The 20,188-nt window shown below is 67.5% G+C and carries 24 protein-coding genes; 15 read left to right on the top strand and 9 right to left on the bottom strand.

What is annotated here, in order from left to right:
* The first annotated feature begins 175 nt into the window (after positions 1–175).
* Entirely contained in the window at positions 176–529 is a 354-nt protein-coding gene (locus tag F5X71_RS25480) for a hypothetical protein (protein ID WP_167464297.1), read from the top strand.
* A gap of 119 nt (positions 530–648) precedes the next feature.
* Here F5X71_RS25480 and F5X71_RS25475 read toward each other — a convergent pair whose 3' ends face one another.
* From F5X71_RS25475 to F5X71_RS25465, 3 genes are all read right to left on the bottom strand, one after another.
* Entirely contained in the window at positions 649–1,167 is a 519-nt protein-coding gene (locus tag F5X71_RS25475; protein ID WP_167464296.1) for a DUF1990 family protein, read from the bottom strand.
* Positions 1,168–1,488: 321 nt separating this feature from the next.
* Positions 1,489–1,995 (bottom strand): M23 family metallopeptidase, encoded by a 507-nt coding sequence (locus F5X71_RS25470; protein WP_167466729.1) that lies wholly within the window; start codon positions 1,993–1,995, stop codon positions 1,489–1,491.
* 38 nt (positions 1,996–2,033) lie between these two features.
* A complete protein-coding gene (locus F5X71_RS25465; protein WP_167464295.1) occupies positions 2,034–2,495 on the bottom strand; it encodes a hypothetical protein in 462 nt (153 codons plus the stop codon).
* Positions 2,496–3,056: 561 nt separating this feature from the next.
* Here F5X71_RS25465 and rpsB point away from each other — a divergent pair.
* The 7 genes from rpsB (at position 3,057) to F5X71_RS25430 (ending at position 9,029) form a co-directional block, all read left to right on the top strand.
* Positions 3,057–3,899: a 30S ribosomal protein S2 gene (gene rpsB, locus F5X71_RS25460; RefSeq protein ID WP_029893085.1), complete on the top strand. Its 843-nt coding sequence runs from the start codon at positions 3,057–3,059 to the stop codon at positions 3,897–3,899.
* Positions 3,900–4,000: 101 nt separating this feature from the next.
* The gene (gene tsf / locus F5X71_RS25455; RefSeq protein ID WP_167464294.1) at positions 4,001–4,825 is read left to right on the top strand and encodes a translation elongation factor Ts; all 825 of its coding nucleotides are present in this window, start codon (positions 4,001–4,003) and stop codon (positions 4,823–4,825) included.
* A gap of 231 nt (positions 4,826–5,056) precedes the next feature.
* Positions 5,057–5,785: a UMP kinase gene (gene pyrH / locus F5X71_RS25450; RefSeq protein ID WP_014987009.1), complete on the top strand. Its 729-nt coding sequence runs from the start codon at positions 5,057–5,059 to the stop codon at positions 5,783–5,785.
* A gap of 50 nt (positions 5,786–5,835) precedes the next feature.
* Positions 5,836–6,393, top strand: a complete 558-nt coding sequence (gene frr, locus F5X71_RS25445) for a ribosome recycling factor (RefSeq protein ID WP_167464293.1) — start codon at positions 5,836–5,838, stop codon at positions 6,391–6,393.
* A 267-nt stretch (positions 6,394–6,660) separates the two neighbouring features.
* A complete protein-coding gene (locus F5X71_RS25440) occupies positions 6,661–7,557 on the top strand; it encodes a phosphatidate cytidylyltransferase (RefSeq protein WP_428981502.1) in 897 nt (298 codons plus the stop codon).
* Between the two features lie 63 nt (positions 7,558–7,620).
* Positions 7,621–8,316: a MarR family transcriptional regulator gene (locus F5X71_RS25435; RefSeq protein WP_167464292.1), complete on the top strand. Its 696-nt coding sequence runs from the start codon at positions 7,621–7,623 to the stop codon at positions 8,314–8,316.
* Positions 8,304–9,029: a hypothetical protein gene (locus tag F5X71_RS25430; protein WP_167464291.1), complete on the top strand. Its 726-nt coding sequence runs from the start codon at positions 8,304–8,306 to the stop codon at positions 9,027–9,029. The genes F5X71_RS25435 and F5X71_RS25430 overlap by 13 nt, the downstream gene beginning before the upstream one ends.
* Before the next feature lies 1 nt (position 9,030).
* On the opposite strand, the gene F5X71_RS25425 is transcribed toward F5X71_RS25430, so the two are convergent.
* The gene (locus F5X71_RS25425; protein ID WP_167464290.1) at positions 9,031–9,405 is read right to left on the bottom strand and encodes a LapA family protein; all 375 of its coding nucleotides are present in this window, start codon (positions 9,403–9,405) and stop codon (positions 9,031–9,033) included.
* A 123-nt stretch (positions 9,406–9,528) separates the two neighbouring features.
* On the opposite strand from F5X71_RS25425, the gene rlmN reads away from it, so the two are divergent.
* Positions 9,529–10,638 (top strand): 23S rRNA (adenine(2503)-C(2))-methyltransferase RlmN, encoded by a 1,110-nt coding sequence (gene rlmN, locus F5X71_RS25420; protein WP_167464289.1) that lies wholly within the window; start codon positions 9,529–9,531, stop codon positions 10,636–10,638.
* Between the two features lie 153 nt (positions 10,639–10,791).
* On the opposite strand, the gene F5X71_RS25415 is transcribed toward rlmN, so the two are convergent.
* Both F5X71_RS25415 and F5X71_RS25410 read right to left on the bottom strand, forming a co-directional pair.
* Positions 10,792–12,204, bottom strand: a complete 1,413-nt coding sequence (locus F5X71_RS25415) for an ATP-binding protein (protein WP_167464288.1) — start codon at positions 12,202–12,204, stop codon at positions 10,792–10,794.
* Between the two features lie 333 nt (positions 12,205–12,537).
* Positions 12,538–13,218, bottom strand: coding sequence for a hypothetical protein (locus F5X71_RS25410; protein WP_167464287.1), 681 nt, complete (start codon positions 13,216–13,218; stop codon positions 12,538–12,540).
* Positions 13,219–13,887: 669 nt separating this feature from the next.
* Here F5X71_RS25410 and F5X71_RS25405 point away from each other — a divergent pair.
* The 5 genes from F5X71_RS25405 (at position 13,888) to F5X71_RS25385 (ending at position 17,993) form a co-directional block, all read left to right on the top strand.
* Positions 13,888–14,679, top strand: coding sequence for an SAM-dependent methyltransferase (locus F5X71_RS25405; protein WP_238815464.1), 792 nt, complete (start codon positions 13,888–13,890; stop codon positions 14,677–14,679).
* Between the two features lie 107 nt (positions 14,680–14,786).
* Positions 14,787–15,638: an inositol monophosphatase family protein gene (locus F5X71_RS25400; RefSeq protein WP_167464285.1), complete on the top strand. Its 852-nt coding sequence runs from the start codon at positions 14,787–14,789 to the stop codon at positions 15,636–15,638.
* Positions 15,638–16,894 (top strand): hypothetical protein, encoded by a 1,257-nt coding sequence (locus tag F5X71_RS25395; RefSeq protein ID WP_167464284.1) that lies wholly within the window; start codon positions 15,638–15,640, stop codon positions 16,892–16,894. Before F5X71_RS25400 ends, F5X71_RS25395 begins: the two co-directional genes overlap by 1 nt.
* Positions 16,895–17,079: 185 nt before the next feature.
* Positions 17,080–17,604, top strand: a complete 525-nt coding sequence (locus F5X71_RS25390) for a cysteine dioxygenase (RefSeq protein WP_167464283.1) — start codon at positions 17,080–17,082, stop codon at positions 17,602–17,604.
* Positions 17,601–17,993: a rhodanese-like domain-containing protein gene (locus tag F5X71_RS25385; protein WP_167464282.1), complete on the top strand. Its 393-nt coding sequence runs from the start codon at positions 17,601–17,603 to the stop codon at positions 17,991–17,993. The genes F5X71_RS25390 and F5X71_RS25385 overlap by 4 nt, the downstream gene beginning before the upstream one ends.
* A gap of 23 nt (positions 17,994–18,016) precedes the next feature.
* Here the strand turns inward: F5X71_RS25385 and F5X71_RS25380 are convergent, their stop codons facing one another.
* Positions 18,017–18,430: a DUF5997 family protein gene (locus tag F5X71_RS25380; RefSeq protein ID WP_167464281.1), complete on the bottom strand. Its 414-nt coding sequence runs from the start codon at positions 18,428–18,430 to the stop codon at positions 18,017–18,019.
* 37 nt (positions 18,431–18,467) lie between these two features.
* Between F5X71_RS25380 and F5X71_RS25375 the strand changes: the two genes are divergently transcribed.
* Entirely contained in the window at positions 18,468–19,412 is a 945-nt protein-coding gene (locus F5X71_RS25375; RefSeq protein WP_167464280.1) for a LysR family transcriptional regulator, read from the top strand.
* 39 nt (positions 19,413–19,451) lie between these two features.
* Here F5X71_RS25375 and F5X71_RS25370 read toward each other — a convergent pair whose 3' ends face one another.
* Both F5X71_RS25370 and F5X71_RS25365 read right to left on the bottom strand, forming a co-directional pair.
* Positions 19,452–19,766: a hypothetical protein gene (locus F5X71_RS25370; RefSeq protein ID WP_167464279.1), complete on the bottom strand. Its 315-nt coding sequence runs from the start codon at positions 19,764–19,766 to the stop codon at positions 19,452–19,454.
* A gap of 120 nt (positions 19,767–19,886) precedes the next feature.
* Complete coding sequence (locus F5X71_RS25365; RefSeq protein WP_167464278.1) at positions 19,887–20,156, bottom strand: DUF2631 domain-containing protein; 270 nt, start codon at positions 20,154–20,156, stop codon at positions 19,887–19,889.
* Between the last annotated feature and the right edge of the window lie 32 nt (positions 20,157–20,188).

The following is a 20,188-nucleotide window of genomic DNA, read 5'->3' as shown; positions in this document are numbered from 1 at the left end:
TCGCTCGGCCGTGTTGTCGTCGTCACCGAGACGAATCCCGGTATCGGCTCCTGCTCCGCCTTACCGGGCGACGAGCCGAATCGCGGAGGCATCCGGTCGGACTCGTGAGACAGCGCCCAGCCCGCACCGCGTAAACCGTTCGACGTCCACAACCCGTCTCCTTACGGTGGTGCATATGTCAACTGAGCGCTCTCCACTGCGCGCGCGCCTGCGCGACGCCCTGTCCGTGGCGATGAAGGCCCGTGACCGGCAGGCGATCTCCGCCCTGCGCGCCACCCTCGCCGCCATCGACAACGCGGAAGCCGTCGACATCGGCGCCCGCCGCGCCGGCTCCGTGGAGAACTCCCCGGTCGGCCTAGGCGTCGCCGAGGTCGCGCGCCGCGACCTCACCGAATCCGACATCGAACAGATCGTCCGTGCCGAGATCACCGAACGCCACACGGTCGCAACGCAATACGAGGGCCACGGTCGCCCCGAGCAGGCCGCCGACCTGCGAGCCCAAGCCGAGGCGCTGGAGGCTCATCTCTAGGGGTGCGGGAGCCTCCGTTTGGTCCGGTGCGTGCGGCGGTGGTCATCCGGCCATCGCAGTGTGTTTCGCGATGCTGTCCTGTGGCCGTTGGGCGCTATCGCGATTCAGGCGAGGCGTCCTCACGCGGTGGTGGAGAGGGCTCGGATGTACTGTCCCGCAACGAACTTTTGGATGCCGCGTACCAATGGACCGCCGAGGCGGGTGTACCAGGCGCCGGGGCGGGAGAATGCGGTGACCACCCCGTAGACGCCGTCGTCGGCGGGGTCGTATTCCACGGCGAACAGTTCCTCGCCGATCTCGGGGTGCCCGGGCAGGGTGCCGTAGGCGAAGCCGCGCTGGTTCGGTGCGGACAGCACGTACACCACCCGGCACGGGGCGATGATGCTCAGCGGTCCGACCCCGAGTCGCACCGTGATCCGGGTGCCCGGCTCGGCGGTCGGCGTGGACGCGGAGTGAAAGACGTGCGTCCCCTTCTGCATTCGATACTCGAGGATCTCTGCCCCCGCGCGCTCGAACAGTGCCCGCCCTTGCCCGATCCGCCGCCGCAACTGGAAATGGTGATACCCCTGCGGCAGTTCACCGCCGGTGGCACCGACCTCCGGATAGGTGAACGAAGGACCGCCCGGCACATTCTCCATACTCTGATCTTCACCCGCCGACCCCGATCCCGGAACCATTCCGCCCCGTCTCCTCGACCACACCTCACCCACTTGGCGTCCCTGATCTCGGAACCGTTCCAACCCGCCTCGTCTGCCGCGCCTCGCCCGCCCGCGAATCCTGATCCCCAGAATCCGACGATGCCGCGCCCCGGACGCGCCGTGACAGACGTCAGGTCGGACTCGCCGAGCGGCGGATGCTGCAGAAGTGGGCGGCAGCGGGTCGCCGGTAGGGTTCGCCGACCGAGGGGCTGATTCGTCGGGTGCGGGTCCGCGAGGTGCGTGCCAAGCGCGGGGGAGCACTCAACTCGTTGTACGGGCGGCGTGCTCCGTCCTAGAGCTGGGCTTCAGGCGGAGCGGCGTGAGGTGGAGGAGACCGAGGGGGTCGAGGTATTCGCGGGTGCGCCTGCCGCCGCCCTCGCTGCGCAGACCCCAGTGCAGGCAGGTTCCGCAGCCTTCGTGTCCGGGTTCGAGGGTGCCGATCGGCATACCGCGCGTCACGCGCCGGCCCACCGGAACCTCGGCGCGGACCGGCTCGTACGTGGTGCGCAGCCCGCCGGGATGATCGATCGACACCACGGGTTTGTCGGCGACGGTGCCCGCGAACACCACGATCCCGTCGCCCGCGGCCAGGACCGGTTGCCCGGCCGCACCCGACAGATCGACGCCGCGGTGTCCGGGCAACCAATCCCGCGCGGGTTTGTCGAACTTCCGGAGCACGGCGGGCGGCGGTTGCAGCGGCCAGCCGAACGGTCCGGCGGGTGCCGCGGCCGCGAGCGATTCGGCTCCGACGACCAGCGCAACGATCATCCCCGCCGCGGGCACGAACCGAGACACACGCGGCCACGTCATTCTCCTGCGCCTACGGGCGGCAACGACAACGGCGCAGGAGTCACCAGCCCGCAGAACTCGGAATCGCTCGGCGACATGAAAAACGGTGCGGGACCGACATATTCGCAATGCTCAAGATCCAACGGCGTGCGCTCGAACACCCCACCGCAACCCGCCGGAATCACCGTGCGGATGCCCACCGGCGCACACGGATCCGCCAGATCCACACCCCCTCGCCCCGCGGGCAGGCTCCCGGCAAACCCCTCGTCCACCACGCGCGGCGCCACCCGCCGCAACGCACACGCCGACCCCGAACACGCCCCAATCCGATCGGGCGGCCGGTCCATATCGGCGGGTGCGATCGCCGCGGTGTTCGCCCGGAGCGGCCCGGCCACCCCGGGCGGCGCGCTCACCAGCCCGAGCACGAAAAACAGCGGAATGACCAGCGTCGTCAGCGTCGAGATCGGATACGGAGGCATAGGAAAAGCCTCATCGTTCGACCCGCTCCCCGGTACCCCCACTCCCGCGAATGTGCACAACTTTCCGACTTGTGGACACCACGCCTTTCGGAGTTTTCGGCGGCTCAGGTCGGAGGTACAGCGGGCCGTGGTCGGACAGCAGTAGTGCAAAGGCGTATAGAGGGCGGGGTTCGCAAGGTTGTATCGGGCTACAAAATTCTCGTGCAGTCGCCAGCTGCCAATTGGCGGCAGCGCGCACGACGTTCGAGTCGCAAGATCGGTGCACCATGTGCACCCGCGATTCAGCCCGTTGACAGGGCGATTTAGTGGCTGGCGGCGGACCCGATAGACTGGTCGTGCGGTCTGTGCCTGCATGGACCGACTTCGCGCGCCACCCCGTGCTTGTTCGCAACGGCGCTGTTCGAACCAGTCACATCCTCGGGTTCGCGGCAGCTCCTGTGCGGAGCAGGGAATCGTCGGCTGGTCCCGCCCTCGCGGTCGGGTCCGACGATTCGGAGGCGCCAGGGCAACGAATCACCGATTCGCTGCGTCAACCGGCAACGAAAGAGAGATACGAGAGCCATGGCTGTCGTAACAATGAAGCAGCTGCTCGACAGCGGCGCGCACTTCGGGCACCAGACTCGGCGCTGGAACCCGAAGATGAAGCGGTTCATCTTCACCGACCGCAACGGCATCTACATCATCGACCTGCAGCAGACGCTGACCTACATCGACAAGGCCTACGAGTTCGTCAAGGAGACCGTCGCCCACGGTGGCACCGTCCTCTTCGTCGGCACGAAGAAGCAGGCCCAGGAGTCGATCGCGGCCGAGGCGACTCGCGTCGGGATGCCCTACGTCAACCAGCGCTGGCTGGGTGGCATGCTCACCAACTTCTCCACCGTGCACAAGCGTCTGCAGCGCCTCAAGGAGCTCGAGGCGATGGAGCAGACCGGTGGTTTCGAGGGTCGCACCAAGAAGGAAATCCTCATGCTCACGCGTGAGATGAACAAGCTGGAGCGCACCCTCGGCGGTATCCGCGACATGGCCAAGGTGCCCTCGGCCATCTGGGTCGTCGACACCAACAAGGAGCACATCGCCGTCGGCGAGGCGCGCAAGCTGAACATCCCGGTCATCGCGATCCTGGACACCAACTGCGACCCCGACCTGGTCGACTACCCGATCCCGGGTAACGACGACGCGATCCGTTCGGCCGCGCTGCTGACCAAGGTCGTCGCCTCCGCGGTGGCCGAGGGCGTGCAGGCGCGGGCCGGTCTGTCCTCCGGTGACGACAAGCCGGAAGCCGGCGCGGGCGAGCCGCTCGCCGAGTGGGAGCAGGAGCTGCTCGCGTCGGCCGCACCGGCCGCCGAGGCCCCTGCCGAAGCTCCGGCCGAGGCTGCCGCCGTGGAGACCCCGGCCGAGGCCTGAGTCTCGTAACTCGCTGTTCCAGCGGTGATCACCGACGCGTGCGATGGTGATCACCGCTGCCCAGTACTCGAAGAACTTTCTCCGAAGGAGGCTCGCCCCCGATGGCGAACTACACCGCTGCCGATGTGAAGCGGCTCCGCGAGCTCACCGGCTCCGGAATGATGGATTGTAAGAACGCGCTGGCCGAGACCGACGGCGACTTCGACAAGGCCGTCGAGATCCTGCGCATCAAGGGCGCGAAGGACGTCGGCAAGCGTGCCGAGCGGACCACCGCCGAAGGCCTGGTCGCCGCCAAGGGCGGCGTGATGGTCGAGCTCAACTCCGAGACCGACTTCGTCGCCAAGAACGCGGAGTTCCAGGAGCTGGCCGAGCAGATCGTGGCCGCCGCCGCGGCCGCCAAGCCCGCCGACCTGGACGCGCTGAAGGCCCTCGACCTCGGTGGCAAGACCGCCGACGAGGCCGTGCAGGCGCTCGCCGCGAAGATCGGTGAGAAGCTCGAGCTGCGTCGCGTGATCTCGCTGGACGGTCCGGTCGCCACCTACCTGCACAAGCGTGCCTCCGATCTGCCGCCGGCCGTCGGCGTGCTGATCGAGTACCAGGGCGAGGGTGACGCCGCGGCCGAGGCCGCCCGTGCCGCCGCCATGCAGGTCGCCGCGCTCAAGGCGAAGTACGTGACCCGCGACGAGGTTCCGGCCGACGTCGTGGAGAACGAGCGTCGCATCGCCGAGCAGACCGCGCGCGAAGAGGGCAAGCCCGAGGCCGCCCTCCCGAAGATCACCGAAGGCCGCGTCAACGGCTTCTTCAAGGACGTCGTGCTGCTCGAGCAGTCGTCGGTCACCGATTCGAAGAAGACCGTCAAGGCCCTGCTGGACGAGGCCGGTGTCACCGTGACCCGCTTCGCCCGCTTCGAGGTCGGCGCCAACTGATCGTGCCTCGCACGGTCAGCCCGACCTGGTCTGACAACCGCCATCTGGCTACATCGAGCAGACCCCTCGTCGACCGTTTCGCCGGTTGACGGGGGGTCTTCTCATGCCGCCGAACCCGCATGAGGCAGGATAGGAACCGCTCCTTGTCGAGGAGCCTTTCCGAGCTGCCGAATTCTTTGACGCACTTGCCCTGCCGAGAACAACGTTGACCGCCGAAGGAGAACAACACCCATGACGGACCCGGGGAACGACCGCCCAGGATATCGCCGGGTGCTTCTGAAATTGGGTGGCGAGATGTTCGGCGGTGGCCGGGTCGGACTGGACCCGGACGTCGTGGAGGCGGTCGCCGAGCAGATCGCCGAGGTCGTCGCGACCGGCGTGCAGGTGGCCGTGGTGATCGGCGGCGGCAACTTCTTCCGCGGCGCCGAGCTCGAGGAGCGTGGCATGGAGCGGGCCCGCTCGGACTACATGGGCATGCTCGGTACCGTGATGAACAGCCTTGCGCTGCAAGACTTTCTGCAGAAGCAGGGGATCGAGACCCGGGTGCAGACCGCGATCACCATGGGTCAGGTCGCCGAGCCCTACCTCCCGTTGCGCGCCAAGCGGCACCTGGAGAAGGGGCGCGTGGTGATCTTCGGTGCCGGCATGGGCATGCCGTACTTCTCCACCGACACCACCGCCGCCCAGCGCGCGCTGGAGATCGGCGCCGAGGTGGTGCTGATGGCGAAGGCGGTCGACGGGGTTTTCACCGCCGACCCCAAGGTGGACGAGAACGCCACCATGTTCTCCGAGATCACCCACAAAGAGGTCATCGAGCAAGGTCTCAAGGTGGCCGACGCGACGGCCTTCAGCCTCTGTATGGACAACCAGATGCCGATGCTGGTGTTCAATTTGTTGACCAAGGGCAATATCGCCCGAGCGGTCGCCGGTGAGAAGATCGGCACATTGGTTCGGTCCTGACCCCGCGACCCGCGGATCATGACGATGACGACGCTGTGGAGGGAACGGTCGTGATTGAAGAAGCGCTCTTCGACGCCGAGGAGAAGATGGAAAAGGCCGTCACGGTGGCGAAGGACGATCTCGGATCCATTCGCACCGGACGGGCCAATCCGGGCATGTTCTCCCGGATCGTGGTCGACTACTACGGTTCTCCGACGCCTATCACCCAGATATCCAGCATCACCGTGCCCGAGCCGCGCATGGTCGTGATCAAGCCGTACGAGCAGGCTCAGCTCGGCGCGATCGAAACCGCAATCCGCAACTCGGATCTCGGCGTCAACCCCACGAACAACGGTGACATCATTCGGATTTCGGTGCCGCAGCTGACCGAGGAACGTCGCCGCGAGCTGGTCAAGCAGGCCAAGGGCAAGGGCGAGGACGCGAAGGTGTCTATCCGCAATGTCCGCCGCAAAGCCATGGACGAACTCTCGCGCATCCAGAAGGATGGCGAGGCGGGCGAGGACGAGGTCGGGCGCGCGGAGAAGGATCTCGACAAGACCACCGCCAAGTACGTGGGCCAGATCGACGACCTGGTCAAGCACAAGGAAACGGAACTGCTCGAGGTCTGACGCCACGGCGTGCGTACCGAGGCAGGCGCCGCGGGGTTCGAACGCAGTCGAAGGCCCGCTCGGGCGGAGGACGAACGGAACGACGAGTTGAGCGACGGGACAATCGTGGCCGAGAACGCCGCCGCGACCGGTGCGGCCGAGGAGCCGACGCCGGTGGACGGCACAGCTGAAGCGAGGCAGGAGCACGTGCGCGATGCGGGAGCATCTGACCACGAGGCTCTAGCCGACGCGTCGGTCGGCTCGGCCGTCCCCAGGACGGAACCGTCCGTGGCCGCCGCGGTTCCCGGCGACGCGCACGATCCCGAGACGCCCGGCCCGCAGGACGTCGTCGCCGCGCCCGCGTCCGGTTCCCGGGCGGGTCGCAATCTGCCCGCCGCGCTGGCGGTCGGCTTCGGGCTCGGTCTCTCGCTCATCGCGATCCTGCTGTTCGTGCCGAAGGTGTTCATCGGCGTGGTCGGCGTCGCGGTCGGCGTCGCCACCTGGGAGGTCGCCAAACGGCTCCGCGAGGCCGACGTGCTGGTGCCGCGCATCCCGCTCATCGTCGGCGGGCAGGCGGTGTTCTGGCTGGGCTGGCCGTACGGGGCGAGCGGCGTCGCGGGCGCCTTCGCCGCGACCACGCTGACCTGCATGGTGTGGCGACTGTTCGATCACGGCCTGCAGACCGCGCCGCGAAACTTCTTGCGCGACACCGCTATCACGATCTTCACGCTGGCCTGGATCCCGCTGCTCGCCTCGTTCGCCACCCTGCTGCTGCTCGAGGAGGACGGCAACCTGCGGGTGCTGACCTTCATGATCCTGGTCGTCTGCTCCGATGTAGGCGGCTATGTCGCCGGTGTGCTGTTCGGCAGGCATCCAATGGTGCCGTCGATCAGCCCGAAGAAGTCCTGGGAGGGTTTCGGCGGGTCGCTGGTCTTCAGCGTCATCGGCGGCCTGCTCACCGTCACCCTGCTGCTCGACGCCAACTCGATGATCGGCGTCGTGCTCGGTGTCGGCCTCGTCCTCGTCGCCACCTGCGGCGACCTGATCGAATCCCAGATCAAGCGCGAGCTCGGCATCAAGGACATGGGCACCCTGCTCCCCGGGCACGGCGGCATCATGGACCGCCTCGACTCGATGCTCCCCTCCGCCTTCGTCTCCTGGTTGGTCCTCAGCACCCTGCTGTAGGGGTGTTGACCTGGGTGTATAAATTTTTCGGCGGAAGTCGGCAAAAATTTATACACTCGGTCCATGTCCGAGAAACGACTGGCGCATGCCGAGGTAGCGGTGCTGGCCTACCTCCTCGGCAGTCCGGCACCGCAGCGCCAGGTTCACATCGCCGCGGCCACGGGGATCACACAGGCCCGGATCTCGCAGATCCTTACCGCGGCCGACGCGCATGGTTGGACCGAGCGGTCCGCGACGGGCTGGCGGGTCCGGCGTCCCCGGGAACTGTTCGAGCGGTTGATCGCGGCCCGTGCGCCCCGGCAGGAGTCTGTCGCGGCCTGGTACAGCCTCGACAATGCGCGAAGACAGATCGAACTGGCCCTGGCACAAGCGTCGGCGCAGCGGGTTTCGGTCCGGGTCTGCGGCGACTGGGCGGCCGACCTGGTCGCGCCGTGGCGCATCCCGGACACCGTGCTGATGCACGCCGACTCCCACCTCGAGCTGGAGAGTGCCGGCTTCGTCCGGGTCGAGACCGGCCCCGCCGACGCGACCCTGGTGGTCAGCGTCGGCGCGATGTCGCCGGGCTGGCAGTTGGACTCGCGGCTCGCGGCCGCGATGGGCGGTCCACGGGATCTGGCTTGGCCGCTCGCTCCGGTGATCGAGGTGGCCAGGCACATTCTCACCGTGGGTGGTCCCGACGCGGCCGACGCCGTCGCCGAACTGGAACAGCGATTCCTCACCGCGCGCGCCGACCTCGAGGCCGAGTCGTGCACGAGTTGACTGTTACCAGCGGATCTCGCGCGGAGGACGGCGCGTACCTGGCGCTGGCCGATGCCGCCGCGGCGGCGGTGGGTTCGTGGGCGGTGATCGGCGGACACATGGTCAATCTGCACGTCCTGCGCACCGGGGCGTCGGTGCCGTTGCGTGCGACCAGAGACGCCGATCTCGCGGTGGAAGTGGTCAGCATTCGCGGTGGTGCGCTCTTGGATCGTCTCCGGGGGCTCGGCTACGACAATCCGCGTTCCGGCAACAGATTCGAGCGATCGGTCGGGGGTGTCGCCGCGACGATCGACCTGCTCGCGCCCTCGTTCACGAACCGGTACGTACCCGACCTCGACGCGGGTCCGATTGCGGTGGACGGGATTCCGGCGGTCCACGTCGCCCTGGCGCGGGAGCCGACCTGGATCGCGCTGAGCGCCACGCTGACCGATGGCACTCGGCTCGTCACCGAGGTCGCGATCCCGGACGCGCCGACCGCCCTCTGCATCAAGGTATTCGGTTATCTGCAGCGGCGCGTGCCGCGCGACGCCGAGGACATCGGCAGGCTGCTGGAGTGCGGTTATGCCGACGGAGCCGGGTGGCCCGATGGCACCACGTTCGCCGAGGCGCTCGGTTTGCTGCGGGAGTACTTCGACAAACCTGGGCAGGCGCTGCGGAAATGGGCGGGCAACCCCGCTCGCGTCCGTGCGCTGGTGCGGGCGCTAGCCGGTTGACCTACTTCTTGGCGGCGCGGCGCAATTGGAGGATGCGGACGCCGCCGACGAGGGCCATGACGAGTGCGCCGCCGATCACCGACAGCAGGACCGCGACGCCGAGCGGCAGCGAGAAGTGCCAGAAGAACAGGCTCACGTTGACCTGATCGAGGTTCTGCAGGATGAAGACCAGCAGGACGATCAGGATCAACGCGCCCGCGACCAGCGCCACCCAGGTATTGCCGGTTCGTGAGGACAGGGACTTGCGGTGTTTGGTCGCCACCGTCGTCGACGGCCCGGTTGTCGCGGGCGGGGCGACCGGTTCAGGGGTGGGCGCGGTGCGCTCGTCCGTCAGATCAGGATCGGGCTCCGGCAGGTGGTCAGCATTGGTCGACATGGGTCGATCATTACCCACTGCTATAACAACCATGCGCATTTCCCCGCATCGAACCGGGCATGTCGTGCCGTGCACGCGGGCGAGTGTGCGGCACATTCGCCCAGATGGGAGAATAGGGGAACTATGACCGTCTCCCTGCCCCTCGTTTTCGATGCACCGCGCCGTGGCATGCCGCCCCGGCATCTCGCCGACCTCGACGCGGAGGGCAGGCGGGCTGCGGTCGAGGAGCTGGGACTGCCGAAGTTCCGCGCCGACCAGATCGCCCGCCAGTACTACGGCAGGCTGCAGGCCGACCCGGAGCAGATGACCGACCTGCCCGCCGCGGTACGCGAGAAGATCGGCGAGGCCTTGTTCCCGCCGTTGATGTCGGTGGTGAAGCACGTCGCCTGTGACGCGGGCGAGACCCGAAAGACGTTGTGGCGCGCGGGCGACGGCACACTGCTCGAGAGCGTGCTCATGCGCTACCCCGACCGGGCGACGCTGTGCATCTCCAGCCAAGCAGGCTGCGGTATGGCGTGCCCGTTCTGCGCGACCGGCCAGGGCGGACTGAACCGCAACCTGTCCACCGCCGAAATCGTCGACCAGGTCCGCGCGGCGGCGGCCGCGATGCGTGATGGCGAGGTCACCGGCGGTCCCGGCCGCCTGTCCAACATCGTCTTCATGGGCATGGGTGAGCCGCTCGCGAACTACAAGCGCGTGGTCGCCGCCGTCCGCCGCATCACCTCACCCGCGCCCGATGGTTTCGGTATCTCGCAGCGCAACGTCGTCGTCTCCACCGTTGGCCTGGCTCCGGCCATCCGTAAACTCGCCGACGAGGACCTCTCGGTCACCCTCGCCGTTTCCCTGCACACCCCCGACGACGAGCTCCGCGACACTTTGGTCCCCGTCAACAACCGCTGGCCCGTCGCCGAGGTCCTCGACGCCGCCCGCTACTACGCCGACAAGTCCGGCCGCCGCGTCTCCGTCGAATACGCGCTGATCCGCGACATCAACGACCAGCCGTGGCGCGCCGACATGCTCGGTTCCAAGCTGCACAAGGCACTGGGTTCCCGCGTGCACGTCAACGTCATCCCCCTCAACCCCACCCCCGGCAGCAAATGGGACGCCTCCCCGAAACCCGTTGAGGCGGAGTTCGTCCGGCGCGTCAACGCCCAAGGTGTGCCCTGCACGGTCCGCGACACCCGCGGTCAGGAGATAGCCGCGGCTTGCGGACAGTTGGCCGCCGAGGGCTGATCAATCCACCTCATCGGTCGATCGGAGTTGTTGGGTCGGCTTGGCGATCAATCTGCATCCGCGCCAGTCTGATGACAGCCGGTGCGGATGGTGTCCGCACCGATCTCGCTTTACGTGTGTGCACCACATGCTGGTGCGAAGCGGAAAGCCGCATCACCACGCTTCGAGCAGGTCTGTCGGGGTGAACACCGCGTCGAGATGTTCGGTGGTGACTCCGGATCGGGTGACGGCGATCAGAGGGATCGGGTCGTCGGTGATGCGGTGGCGGTGGCGCTGGAGCTCGATCAGGTCGTGGTTGTCGAAGGGCGAGTGTTCCAGCCATTTGATGGAGCCGAGGAATGACAGCTCGTGCGCTACGGGTTCGCGGTCGGCGCCGACGATGTCGATTTCCACATCATTGCTGCGCGTCCAATAGCCACCGATTGCGGGGACCGCGGGAATTCCATGTCGAGGCAGTACGCGGGCGAGTGCCTCCCGGACGAGCGGTTCGACGGCGCGGCCACGCCAGCTGGTCCAACCACGATTGATTCGTTCGAGCGTGAGGTCGGGCCGCATCCGGTCCAGTTCTGCCAGGTGCGGGCCGAGAAACGTCAGCCAGAAGCGAAGGTACGGATCGGTGATCCGATACCGGCGTTCTTTGGAAGGTGTCAGGCTGATCGGCAACTCCGCCGCGACGACGCCTTTGTCGGTCAACAACTCAGCGGCGCGTGAAAGTGTCGAGTGCGCGATTCCACCGGCCGCTCGGGCAATGTTGGTGAAGGTGCGTTCGCCGCTGCCGATCGCGGCCAGGACCTGGCGTGCCTGGGCCTGATCCGGAAATTCGGCGGCAAGCGACAATTGCGCGGAAACGACGAGGGGGCTCACCTGGTCGGCCAGCTCGCGGGACAGGAATGCCTCGACATTCTCTCCGCTGTTCCAGCGTGCGGCGATAACTGGTAGTCCACCGGTGATCAGGGTGGCATCGAAGGCGGCCGCCGGTTCCAGGCCGGTCATCGTGGCGATGTCGGCGGGATTGAGGGGGCCGAGTCGCATCTCGGTGCCGCGCTGATGAAACGGTCGGCCGTACGAGGTGAGCGCCTGCATCATCGCGAGGTCGGAGCCGATGAGGACCAGCAGCACTGGTTTGCGTGAGAGTTCGCGATCCCACGTCCGTTGCAGCACGCTTTCGAAGGCGCCGGCGGAGTCCATCAGATAGGGGAGCTCGTCGAGTACCACGACGCTCGGCTGATCGTCGGGCAGGATGCCGGCGAGCTGACGGAACGCCGCTGTCCAATTGCCGGGTATGGCTTCTTCGAACACGTCGGCGTCCGGCAGCGACGAACTGCGGACCGCGGCGACGAACTCAGCGAGCGGGTCGGTACCGAAGCCGATTTCGTTGGTATGAAAGACATTCGGCACCAGGCTGCGCTCTACGAACTCCTCGACAAGCGCGGACTTGCCGATCCTGCGTCGCCCCCGAAGGATCAGGCAGCGTCCGGGCCTCGCCGTGCCGATCTCTGCTCTTACTCCGTCCAGCGCGGCTGCGAGGGCGCCGAGTTCACGCTGCCGTCCGATGAAGTCGCCCAATCTGCACCTCCAGCGCCTCTGTATACACTCCCTTAAGGATACTATCGCACAAGATACTATCCATATCGCAACCATCTGGGTGTCTCAGGCCTGCAACCTGGTCGGTGGTCCCTTGCGAGACGGAGAAAGGGGTGCTCTGGAGAATCTCCGCTGCCAGTGGTGGATTGGCAGCCGAATGTCGAGGTAGGGCTTGGTATCGCTGCCACTATGAGTGGGACTCCGTTTTGGCGCGTTCGGGGCGGGGAGTCAGCTCGACCTCGGTTGGGCTGATCGGCTCGGGGTGCTGAGTGGGGTTCGGGTGGGTGCGTGAAATCGTCAGGGGCGAAAGCTTGCTCACATTGCGCCGAGGGTGCCTGCCAGGAGGACGCCGCCGATGATGATGGCGGGGACGCCGAAGACGATGGTGCCGACGATGGCGCCGAGGGCGGCGCCGGGGATGGCGGTGACGATGCAGCCGCCGAGGAAGCCGGGGATGGTGAGGACGCCGAAGGTGGGCAGGGTGGCGGCGCCGCCGACGAGGAGGCCGCCGAGTAGACAGCCGAGGGAGGCGCCGACGAGGGTGCCGATGATCGTGCCGAGGGCGGTGCCGATGCCGACGACGGTGGAGAAGGTCGACAGGGCGGCGCCGAACGCGGGGGAGGTCGGGTCGAGGGCGACGTCGTGCAGCGGGTCGGTGGTGCCGGGGGCGGGAGTCGCGGTCGCGGGATCGACGCTGGGGGTGAGCGTCGCGGTGTTGCCGTCGATCACGGCGGCGATCGGCCAGCGCTGGTTGTCTCGGTAGTAGCCGAGCGGGAAGGCGGCCATCAGGTTGCCGTCGTTGTCGCGGATCTCGAGGCGGTCGTCGGCGGTGTCGAGCGTGCCGGAGTCCGTGGTGAGGGTCATCGAGCTGCCGACGGCCTGCGCGGTGTAGGTGATGCCGGCGGGCTCGGGGTCGGCCTGCGCCGACGTGACCGAGCCTGCCGCGATGGCGGCCGTACATGCCATCACGGCAACGAGTTTCGTCGATCGGTTCATGCGCTTCCACCTCGGGTTTCGGCCTGTCGGCACGGCGGTACCGCGCGTCGGTTCGGGACTGTGGACCTGTTCGCGACGGCGAGTGCGTCGCGTTGCGCCGATGACGATAGCGATTCCGCATGACTGGGTAGGTTCAACGGTAGTCGGCGAGTCGTTATAAGCAAGACTTGCCGACTGTTAGCCGTGGCACACTATTAGACCTGTGTCCAGTTCTTGGTGTGAACCCGCGAACCTTCCCCGTGCCGCGGCGAGTATTGAGGATGAAGGGGTCGCGATCCACACCGAGAAGGCGTTCGGCCGATGGCTGCGGCCGACGCCGAGACGGGAGTTGTGGCTGAGGGCTGCGGTCTACGCCGAGACGGGGTGTTGTGGCTCAAGGCTGCGACTCGCGCCGAGACGGGCATTATGGCCGTGGGCCATGAGCCGACAGCCGAGACCCACGCGAGGCAGCGACCTCCTCCGCGCAGGGCGGCGCATTCCGCGACCGCACCCCCATCAGTTCCCGCGCCCCATCCCAATCCGCCTGCGCCGCAAGCTGATTGTCGCCGCAATACACCCTGCATCGCCGGACGCGTACCGGCGACCTCGTCTGTCTCGTGCCGACGTCGCGGAACGTCCCTTTGCGAACTCATCACCTTGTTACGCTCGGCGAGCTATCGAGGAGGTGCGGTGTCGGACAGCAGGTACATCCCGGTCGGTGTCGATCCGTACAAGCCGAACTCGGCGCGGGCCTACAACTACATGCTCGGTGGAAAGGACTACTACGAGGCGGATCTGGAGTTCGCGCGGCGGGTGCTCTCGGCCGCGCCGGATTCGCGCGAGTTGGCGCAGATGAGTCGGCGATTCCTCTTACACGGGGTGCGCGTCGCGGCCGAGTCCGGGATCGAGCAGTTCATCGATATCGGTGCGGGTATTCCGTTTTCGCCCTCCGTCCATGACACGGCACGCGAGATCGCGCAGGCGGCGCGGGTGGTCTCGGTGGACTTCGACCCGGTCGTCCATGCGCACGCCACCGTGATGCTCGCGGGTACGCCCGGCGATACGCCGATGCTGGCCGACCTCCGGCAGCCGGACGAACTCCTCGACCGCCTGCGCGCCGAGGGCCTGATCGACTTCACCCGGCCGGTCGCGGTCCTGCTCGTCGGTGTCCTGCACTTCGTCATGGACAGCGAGCAGCCGGCCGCCATCCTCGCCCGGCTCCGCGACGCGATGGCACCCGGCAGTTTCCTTGTGCTCAGCCACGCCTCCGCCGCCTCCGATCAGGGCTTCATCACCCAGGTCATCGCCGCGACCAAGGGCAGCACCTCGCAGCCCGCGATCCGCACGCACGCCGAAATCGCCCGCTACCTGGACGGTTTCGAACTCCTCGACCCCGGCCTCGCCCCGATCCAGGACTGGCTCGCCGACAATTCCCCCACCACCCGCGTGGAAATCCTCGGCTGCCTCTGCCGCAAACCGTGACCCGTGCGCGGGTCGCAGTGCGCAGGTACCCGCGACCAGCCGGATTACGGTCTGCCGGACCGGCATAGCCGCTACGCTCAATGGAACAACTCGTGCGGAGGGGCCTCTTGAGCGATGTCGGATCGTTGTGGAAGGCGTTGGACGAGCAGCTGCTGCCCTTGCTCGGCCGGTACCGGGACAACCTCGCGTCGCTGCAGGTAGACAAGAAGGCCGACGACACGCTGCTCTCGGAGGCGGATCTCGCTACGCAGACGGCGATCATCCAGACGATCCAGCGCCACTATCCGGGGTCTCGATTCGTCGCGGAGGAGGACGAGGCGGAGTTGCCGAGTTCGGGCGACCCGACCTGGATCATCGACCCGATCGACGGCACCAGCGAATTCGTGTCGCCGGACGGACGTGAATTCTGCAGTGTCGTCTGTCTTCTCGATGCCGGTGTGCCCGTGGCCGCCTACGTGCTCGCACCCGAGCTGGGTGCGGGGCGGACGCCGATCGCGATCCACTGGTCGGCCGAGGTGTTCGTGAACGGGCAGCCCGCCTCGCCGCTGACGCCGGCGGCGCGACCGCGGCGGGCGTCCGTGACGCGAAGCAAAGGCTCGGCGCCCCGGAGATTCGAGGCGGCACTGGCCGATGTCGGGTGTGCGATGAAGGTGCGCACCACCTCCCAGACGCTGGATATGGTGCGCACCTGCCTGGACCTGACCGCGTGGACGCAGGCGCCGGACCAGCAGTTCGACCTGTTCTACCGGCCGAACCAGAAGGTATGGGACGGAGCGGCGGGCATCGCGTTGGCCACGGCCATGGGACGCACGGCGACCGATGGGGCGGGGCACAGCCCACTACCGCTGCGCGCGCCGTTTCTCGCACAGCGCGAGCCGACGTTCGCCGAAACCATTGCGGGCGACCCGGATTCGGTGCGCTGGTTCGTTCAGACATTGGCGCGGTCGCGGAGCAGTTGATGTCGAATCGTGTCATGGTGGATGTCACGACATTCATCAGCGCGGAGGAATTCATCCTTTCGCAGAATGCCCGCCAACCGGCGCGACCGCGTGACCCCTTCGCGCAACAGTGTTACGCGGAGCTGGTGCAGTCCCTGATCTATTTCGACGAAGTGCTCGTGCCGCATCCGACGAAACTGAACCCTCAGGCCGCCGATTACGGTGCGTACCCGCGCATTCTGCGGCATCTGTTCGATCTTCGGATCGCGGTGCCGATGGTGATCGGCCCGCAGGATCGGCCCGCGCTCGACGCCGCCGAGGCCGCGGCGATGGAGACGCTCAAGACGACCGGCGTCGAGACCATGCTGCGGTTCATCGACAAGACCAGGCGTGCCGATCGTGAGGTGCAGGAGCGCGGCGGTGGGCAGCGCATGCTGGCGAATATCGCGGCGTGGGCGGACTATCAGTGGGAAAACGTCCGGATCGACGACCACCATCGGGCTCGGATCGGTGGTGTGGACGGGGTCGAGCTCGACGCGTTCGGGCAGTGGGCGCGTGCCTCGTCGTTCGCGATGGAGGGCCAGTTCCGCACGCTGATCGCGGATACGCAGCAGCAACTATGGCTCATTGCCACGCTGGTGCGTTCGCTGCGGTATTCGGCGCGGGCGCGGGTGATCGGTGTCGCCTATACCCCGCACCCGCTGCGGCGCGATTTCTCGGTCATGTTCGATCTCTTCGATGACGGTGTTCCCGAGAACACCATCGAAGAGGTGATCTCCGCGGTGCGCGGGATACCGAGTGACATTCGCAAGGTCGCGGGATCGCGGGGCGGCAGGCGGCTGCAATTGCTCGAGTATCAGCTGCCGTTGCTGGGTGGGCGCCTGTGGTCGCTGCGGGACCGCGGCCGGTCGAGCTCGGACCGCTGGCTGGAGATGGTCTGTGGTCGGATCGATGAATATCGGGCGCGGGCAGTCGATTTCCGCCGGGCGCTGTCGCGCTGCGATACCGAGGAGGAGGCGCGGCGCCTGGAACTCGATGTGGAGGGCGTGCGGGACCAGCTGCTGCGGCATCTCGGACTGGACACCGCCGAGCGCAACGCGACCGAGGAAGGGTTGATCGAGACGGTGGCGTCGGTGGCGGAGTGGGGGACGGGGGTGCCGATCACGCGGCCGTTGCGGCTCGCGCTGGTGCCGTTCCGGCGGCATGCGGGCAATCTCGAGGGGCTGCATCAGAAGTTTCTGTATCGGGAGTTCGTCCGGGAGATGCGGGCGGGGTAGGGGGCGGCAGGTTGTTGTCAAGCGTGGAGGGGACCCACGGGGGCGGTGGGCTGTGTAAGCTGCACTCGTGCAAAGGCTTCTGCTGACCAGCGATCGGGTCGTCGACCTGGTTCGTGTCGCGGCCTGTGCGTGTCGTCGGTGACGTAACCCGACCTTTCACGCCACACCTCTGCCAGGAGCGCACTGTGACCACGTCACTTCCGGTGAAATTGAAGCACGCCAAAGACCTGCATCCCGACCTCGATCTGCCGCTGCTCGATGAGCTGGTTCGGGCCGATCGCACCCTCTGGACCCCGGATGAGCTGCACGAACTCACCAGCGTGGTGACCAGGGAGCTGACCGTGCCGCTGCTCGACATGGTGCGGTTCGATCCGGCGCAACGCTGGTGGGTGCGGTTGGCGCTGACGATGGGTGTAGAGCTGTGGCTGCTGTCCTGGATGCCGGGGCAGGGCACCGAGCCGCACGATCACGGCGGCGCCTCCGGTGCGTTCACGGTCCTGCACGGCGAACTGTACGAGGAGTTCGCGTTTCCGAACCGCCCGGTGGGCGCCGCGCAGCGCCGTGCGGGGAGCACGGTGGCGTTCGGCCCGGACCGGGCACACCGGCTGCGCAATCTCGGCGCCCACGACGCCGCCACGGTGCACGCTTACTCGCCGCCGCTGCGGCCGATGCGTGAATACCGCACTCTCGCAGATGTTTCCGGCGCATGAGCGCCGAAGAACTGCTGGCACGAGCCCGTGCGAACCTGGTTCGCGTCGGTCCCGAACAAGCCGACGCGCTGCGCACGACGGGTGCGCTGCTGGTCGATATCCGGCCGCACGCGAACCGGGCGGCCGAGGGGGAGATCCCCGGCGCGGTCGTGGTCGAGCGCATCGTGCTGGAATGGCGGCTCGACCCGCACGGCGAGCACCGGCTGCCCGAGCTCACCGCGGATACCCCGGTCGTGATCTTCTGCAACGAGGGTTACGCCTCCAGCTTCGCCGCCCGCGACGCGCAAGAACTCGGCATCCGTGCCGCGACGGACATCGTCGGCGGCTTTCGTGCCTGGAAGGCGGCCGGACTACCGGTGATCGAGGGCGGCTCCCCGGCCGTCCCGTAGCCTGCGGGTCGACCGGTCGTGACTCAGAAGCGGTTCTTGGCGGGCCGGTTGGTGGCGGCGCGGCGTTCGGCTTCCTTGGTGGCGATGCGCTCGTTTTCCTTCAGCACCTCGGCGTAGTTCTCGCGTTCCCGGGTCAGCCACGCCGGCGGGTCGGCGAGCAGGGCGGTGATCTCGTCGGCGGTGAGCGCGTCGGAGACCCCGGCGCGGGACAGTCCCGAATTCGAGATGCCGAGTTTGCGGGCGGTGATATCGCGCGGGAAGGGACCGGTGCGGCGCAGCTCGGTGAGCCACTGCGGCGGATCGGTGCGCAGGGCCTCGAGGTCGGCGCGCGAGAGCGGGGTGTTCCGGAAGGATTCGGGTGTCGCGGGCAGGTAGATGCCGAGCTTGTTGGCCGCGGTCAGGGGCTTCATCAGCTGCGCGTTAGGTTCCGGACTCACGACGGACAGCCTATCCGGTGCCGATACGCTTGCTCGCATGAGCCGGTTCGAGTCGATTGACGTCGCGCGCCTGCGGTGGTTTGCCGCGGTTGCCGAGGAGTTGCATTTCGCGCGGGCGGCTAAAGGGCTGAATATTTCGCGACAGCGATTGAGCCAGACGGTGATCGATCTGGAGGGCGAACTCGGCACCAAACTGTTCGTGCCCGGCGCGCAACCGACGCAGCTGACGGCCGACGGCGCCGAACTGCTGGCGGCGGCGCGGGAGTTGATCGCGCGGGCCGAGGAGGCGGCGGCGGTCGAGACACCGGCCGTCGCGCCCGCGCTGCGGGTGGGGTTCGTGCCCGGCGTCACGGTGTCGAAGTGGACCAGGATCTGGGCGGAACGGTTCCCGGAGATCCCGTTGGAGACGGTGGCGCTGCCGATGGCGGCACAGGAGACGGCATTGCGGGAGAGCCAGGTCGATCTGTGCTTCGTCCGGCTGCCGATCGATCGTGCCGGGATGAGCGCGATCCCGCTCTATCGCGAGGTGCCGGTCGTCGTGGTGCCGAAGGACCATGCGATCTCGGCGTTCGAGCAGGTGGCGATGGCGGACCTGACGGGGGAGTGGATGCAGGATGCCACCGACATCGATGCGGCCGCCGATGCCATCGAGTTGGTGGCCGCGGGCGTCGGGGTGACGGTGGTGCCGCATTCGATCGCGCGGCTGCACGCCCGCAAGGACGTCGTCTATCGCACGGTGACCGACCGCGCGGAGACCGAGATCGCCCTCGCCTGGCCCGCGGCGCGCACCACGGAGCTGGTGGAGGAGTTCGTCGGGGTGGTGCGCGGCCGCTCCGAACGCAGTTCCCGTTCACCGGCCACACGGGCGAAAAGCCCTGCGCCGCAAAAGAAGGTACCGGTCAAGCGGGCGGGCGGCGCAAGCGCGGGGAAGGCCAAGGCCGCGGCGGGCAAGCGGAAGCCGACGAAGCGGCGCGGGCGCTGAGCGAGCGGGACGCGACACCGTCACGTCCCGCTCGCGACCTCACAGGTTGCAGACGCGGTTGAGCTCGTCGGTGGCCGGGTCGAGGTTGGTCACACTGTCGTCGACCAGCGCGTCGGCATAGGCCAGGATGACTTCCTTTTCGGCGCCTGCGGCGTCGATCGACTGCAGTTTGCCGTGCAGGTCCTGGATGGTGTTCGCGTCGAAGGTGCCGTTCGGTGAGGCATCGACGGCGGCGTTGATGGCGTCGATCGCGGCGGCGCACGCCTGCGACTGCGCGTGGGCCGGCGCGGCGGGAACGAGCAGCGCGGCGGCGGCCGCGGCGCTCAGCAGTGCGCCGGAGAAGAGCTTGGACATGGGTTCCTCATCGTGAGTGCAACAGGAAGGTCCGCGACTGCGATGAGTCGCGGACCTGTTCGCCCACGCTACTCGATGCGTATGACGCACCAAAACCCATTATTGCCAGGGGATTAGGCGTTACCGGGGCTTGCGCTTGAGGATCGAGTCGCGCACCAGGATGGCGACGATGGCCACGGCGAAACCGATCAGGAAGATGTCCTCGACATGTCCCTTGTGGTTGCCGATCACCATCGCGACCAGGATGAGCGCGGTGATCCACCCCGCGATGCGGAAGGTCTTGGGCGACTCGCCGCTCCAACCCCAGGCGGCGGAGGGAACCTCGGCGGTGTCCACGTGAGTGACGATGCCGCGCTCGGTGCTGGCGGGTTCGAGTTCCGTGGCGGCCACGATCGCTCCTTAGCTGGTTCGGGTACCGCGGG

Source organism: Nocardia brasiliensis (genome assembly GCF_011801125.1).
Lineage (GTDB): Bacteria > Actinomycetota > Actinomycetes > Mycobacteriales > Mycobacteriaceae > Nocardia > Nocardia brasiliensis_C.
The sequence above is the reverse complement of the archived record's forward strand: the minus strand, read 5'-3'. Positions and strand labels throughout refer to the sequence as shown.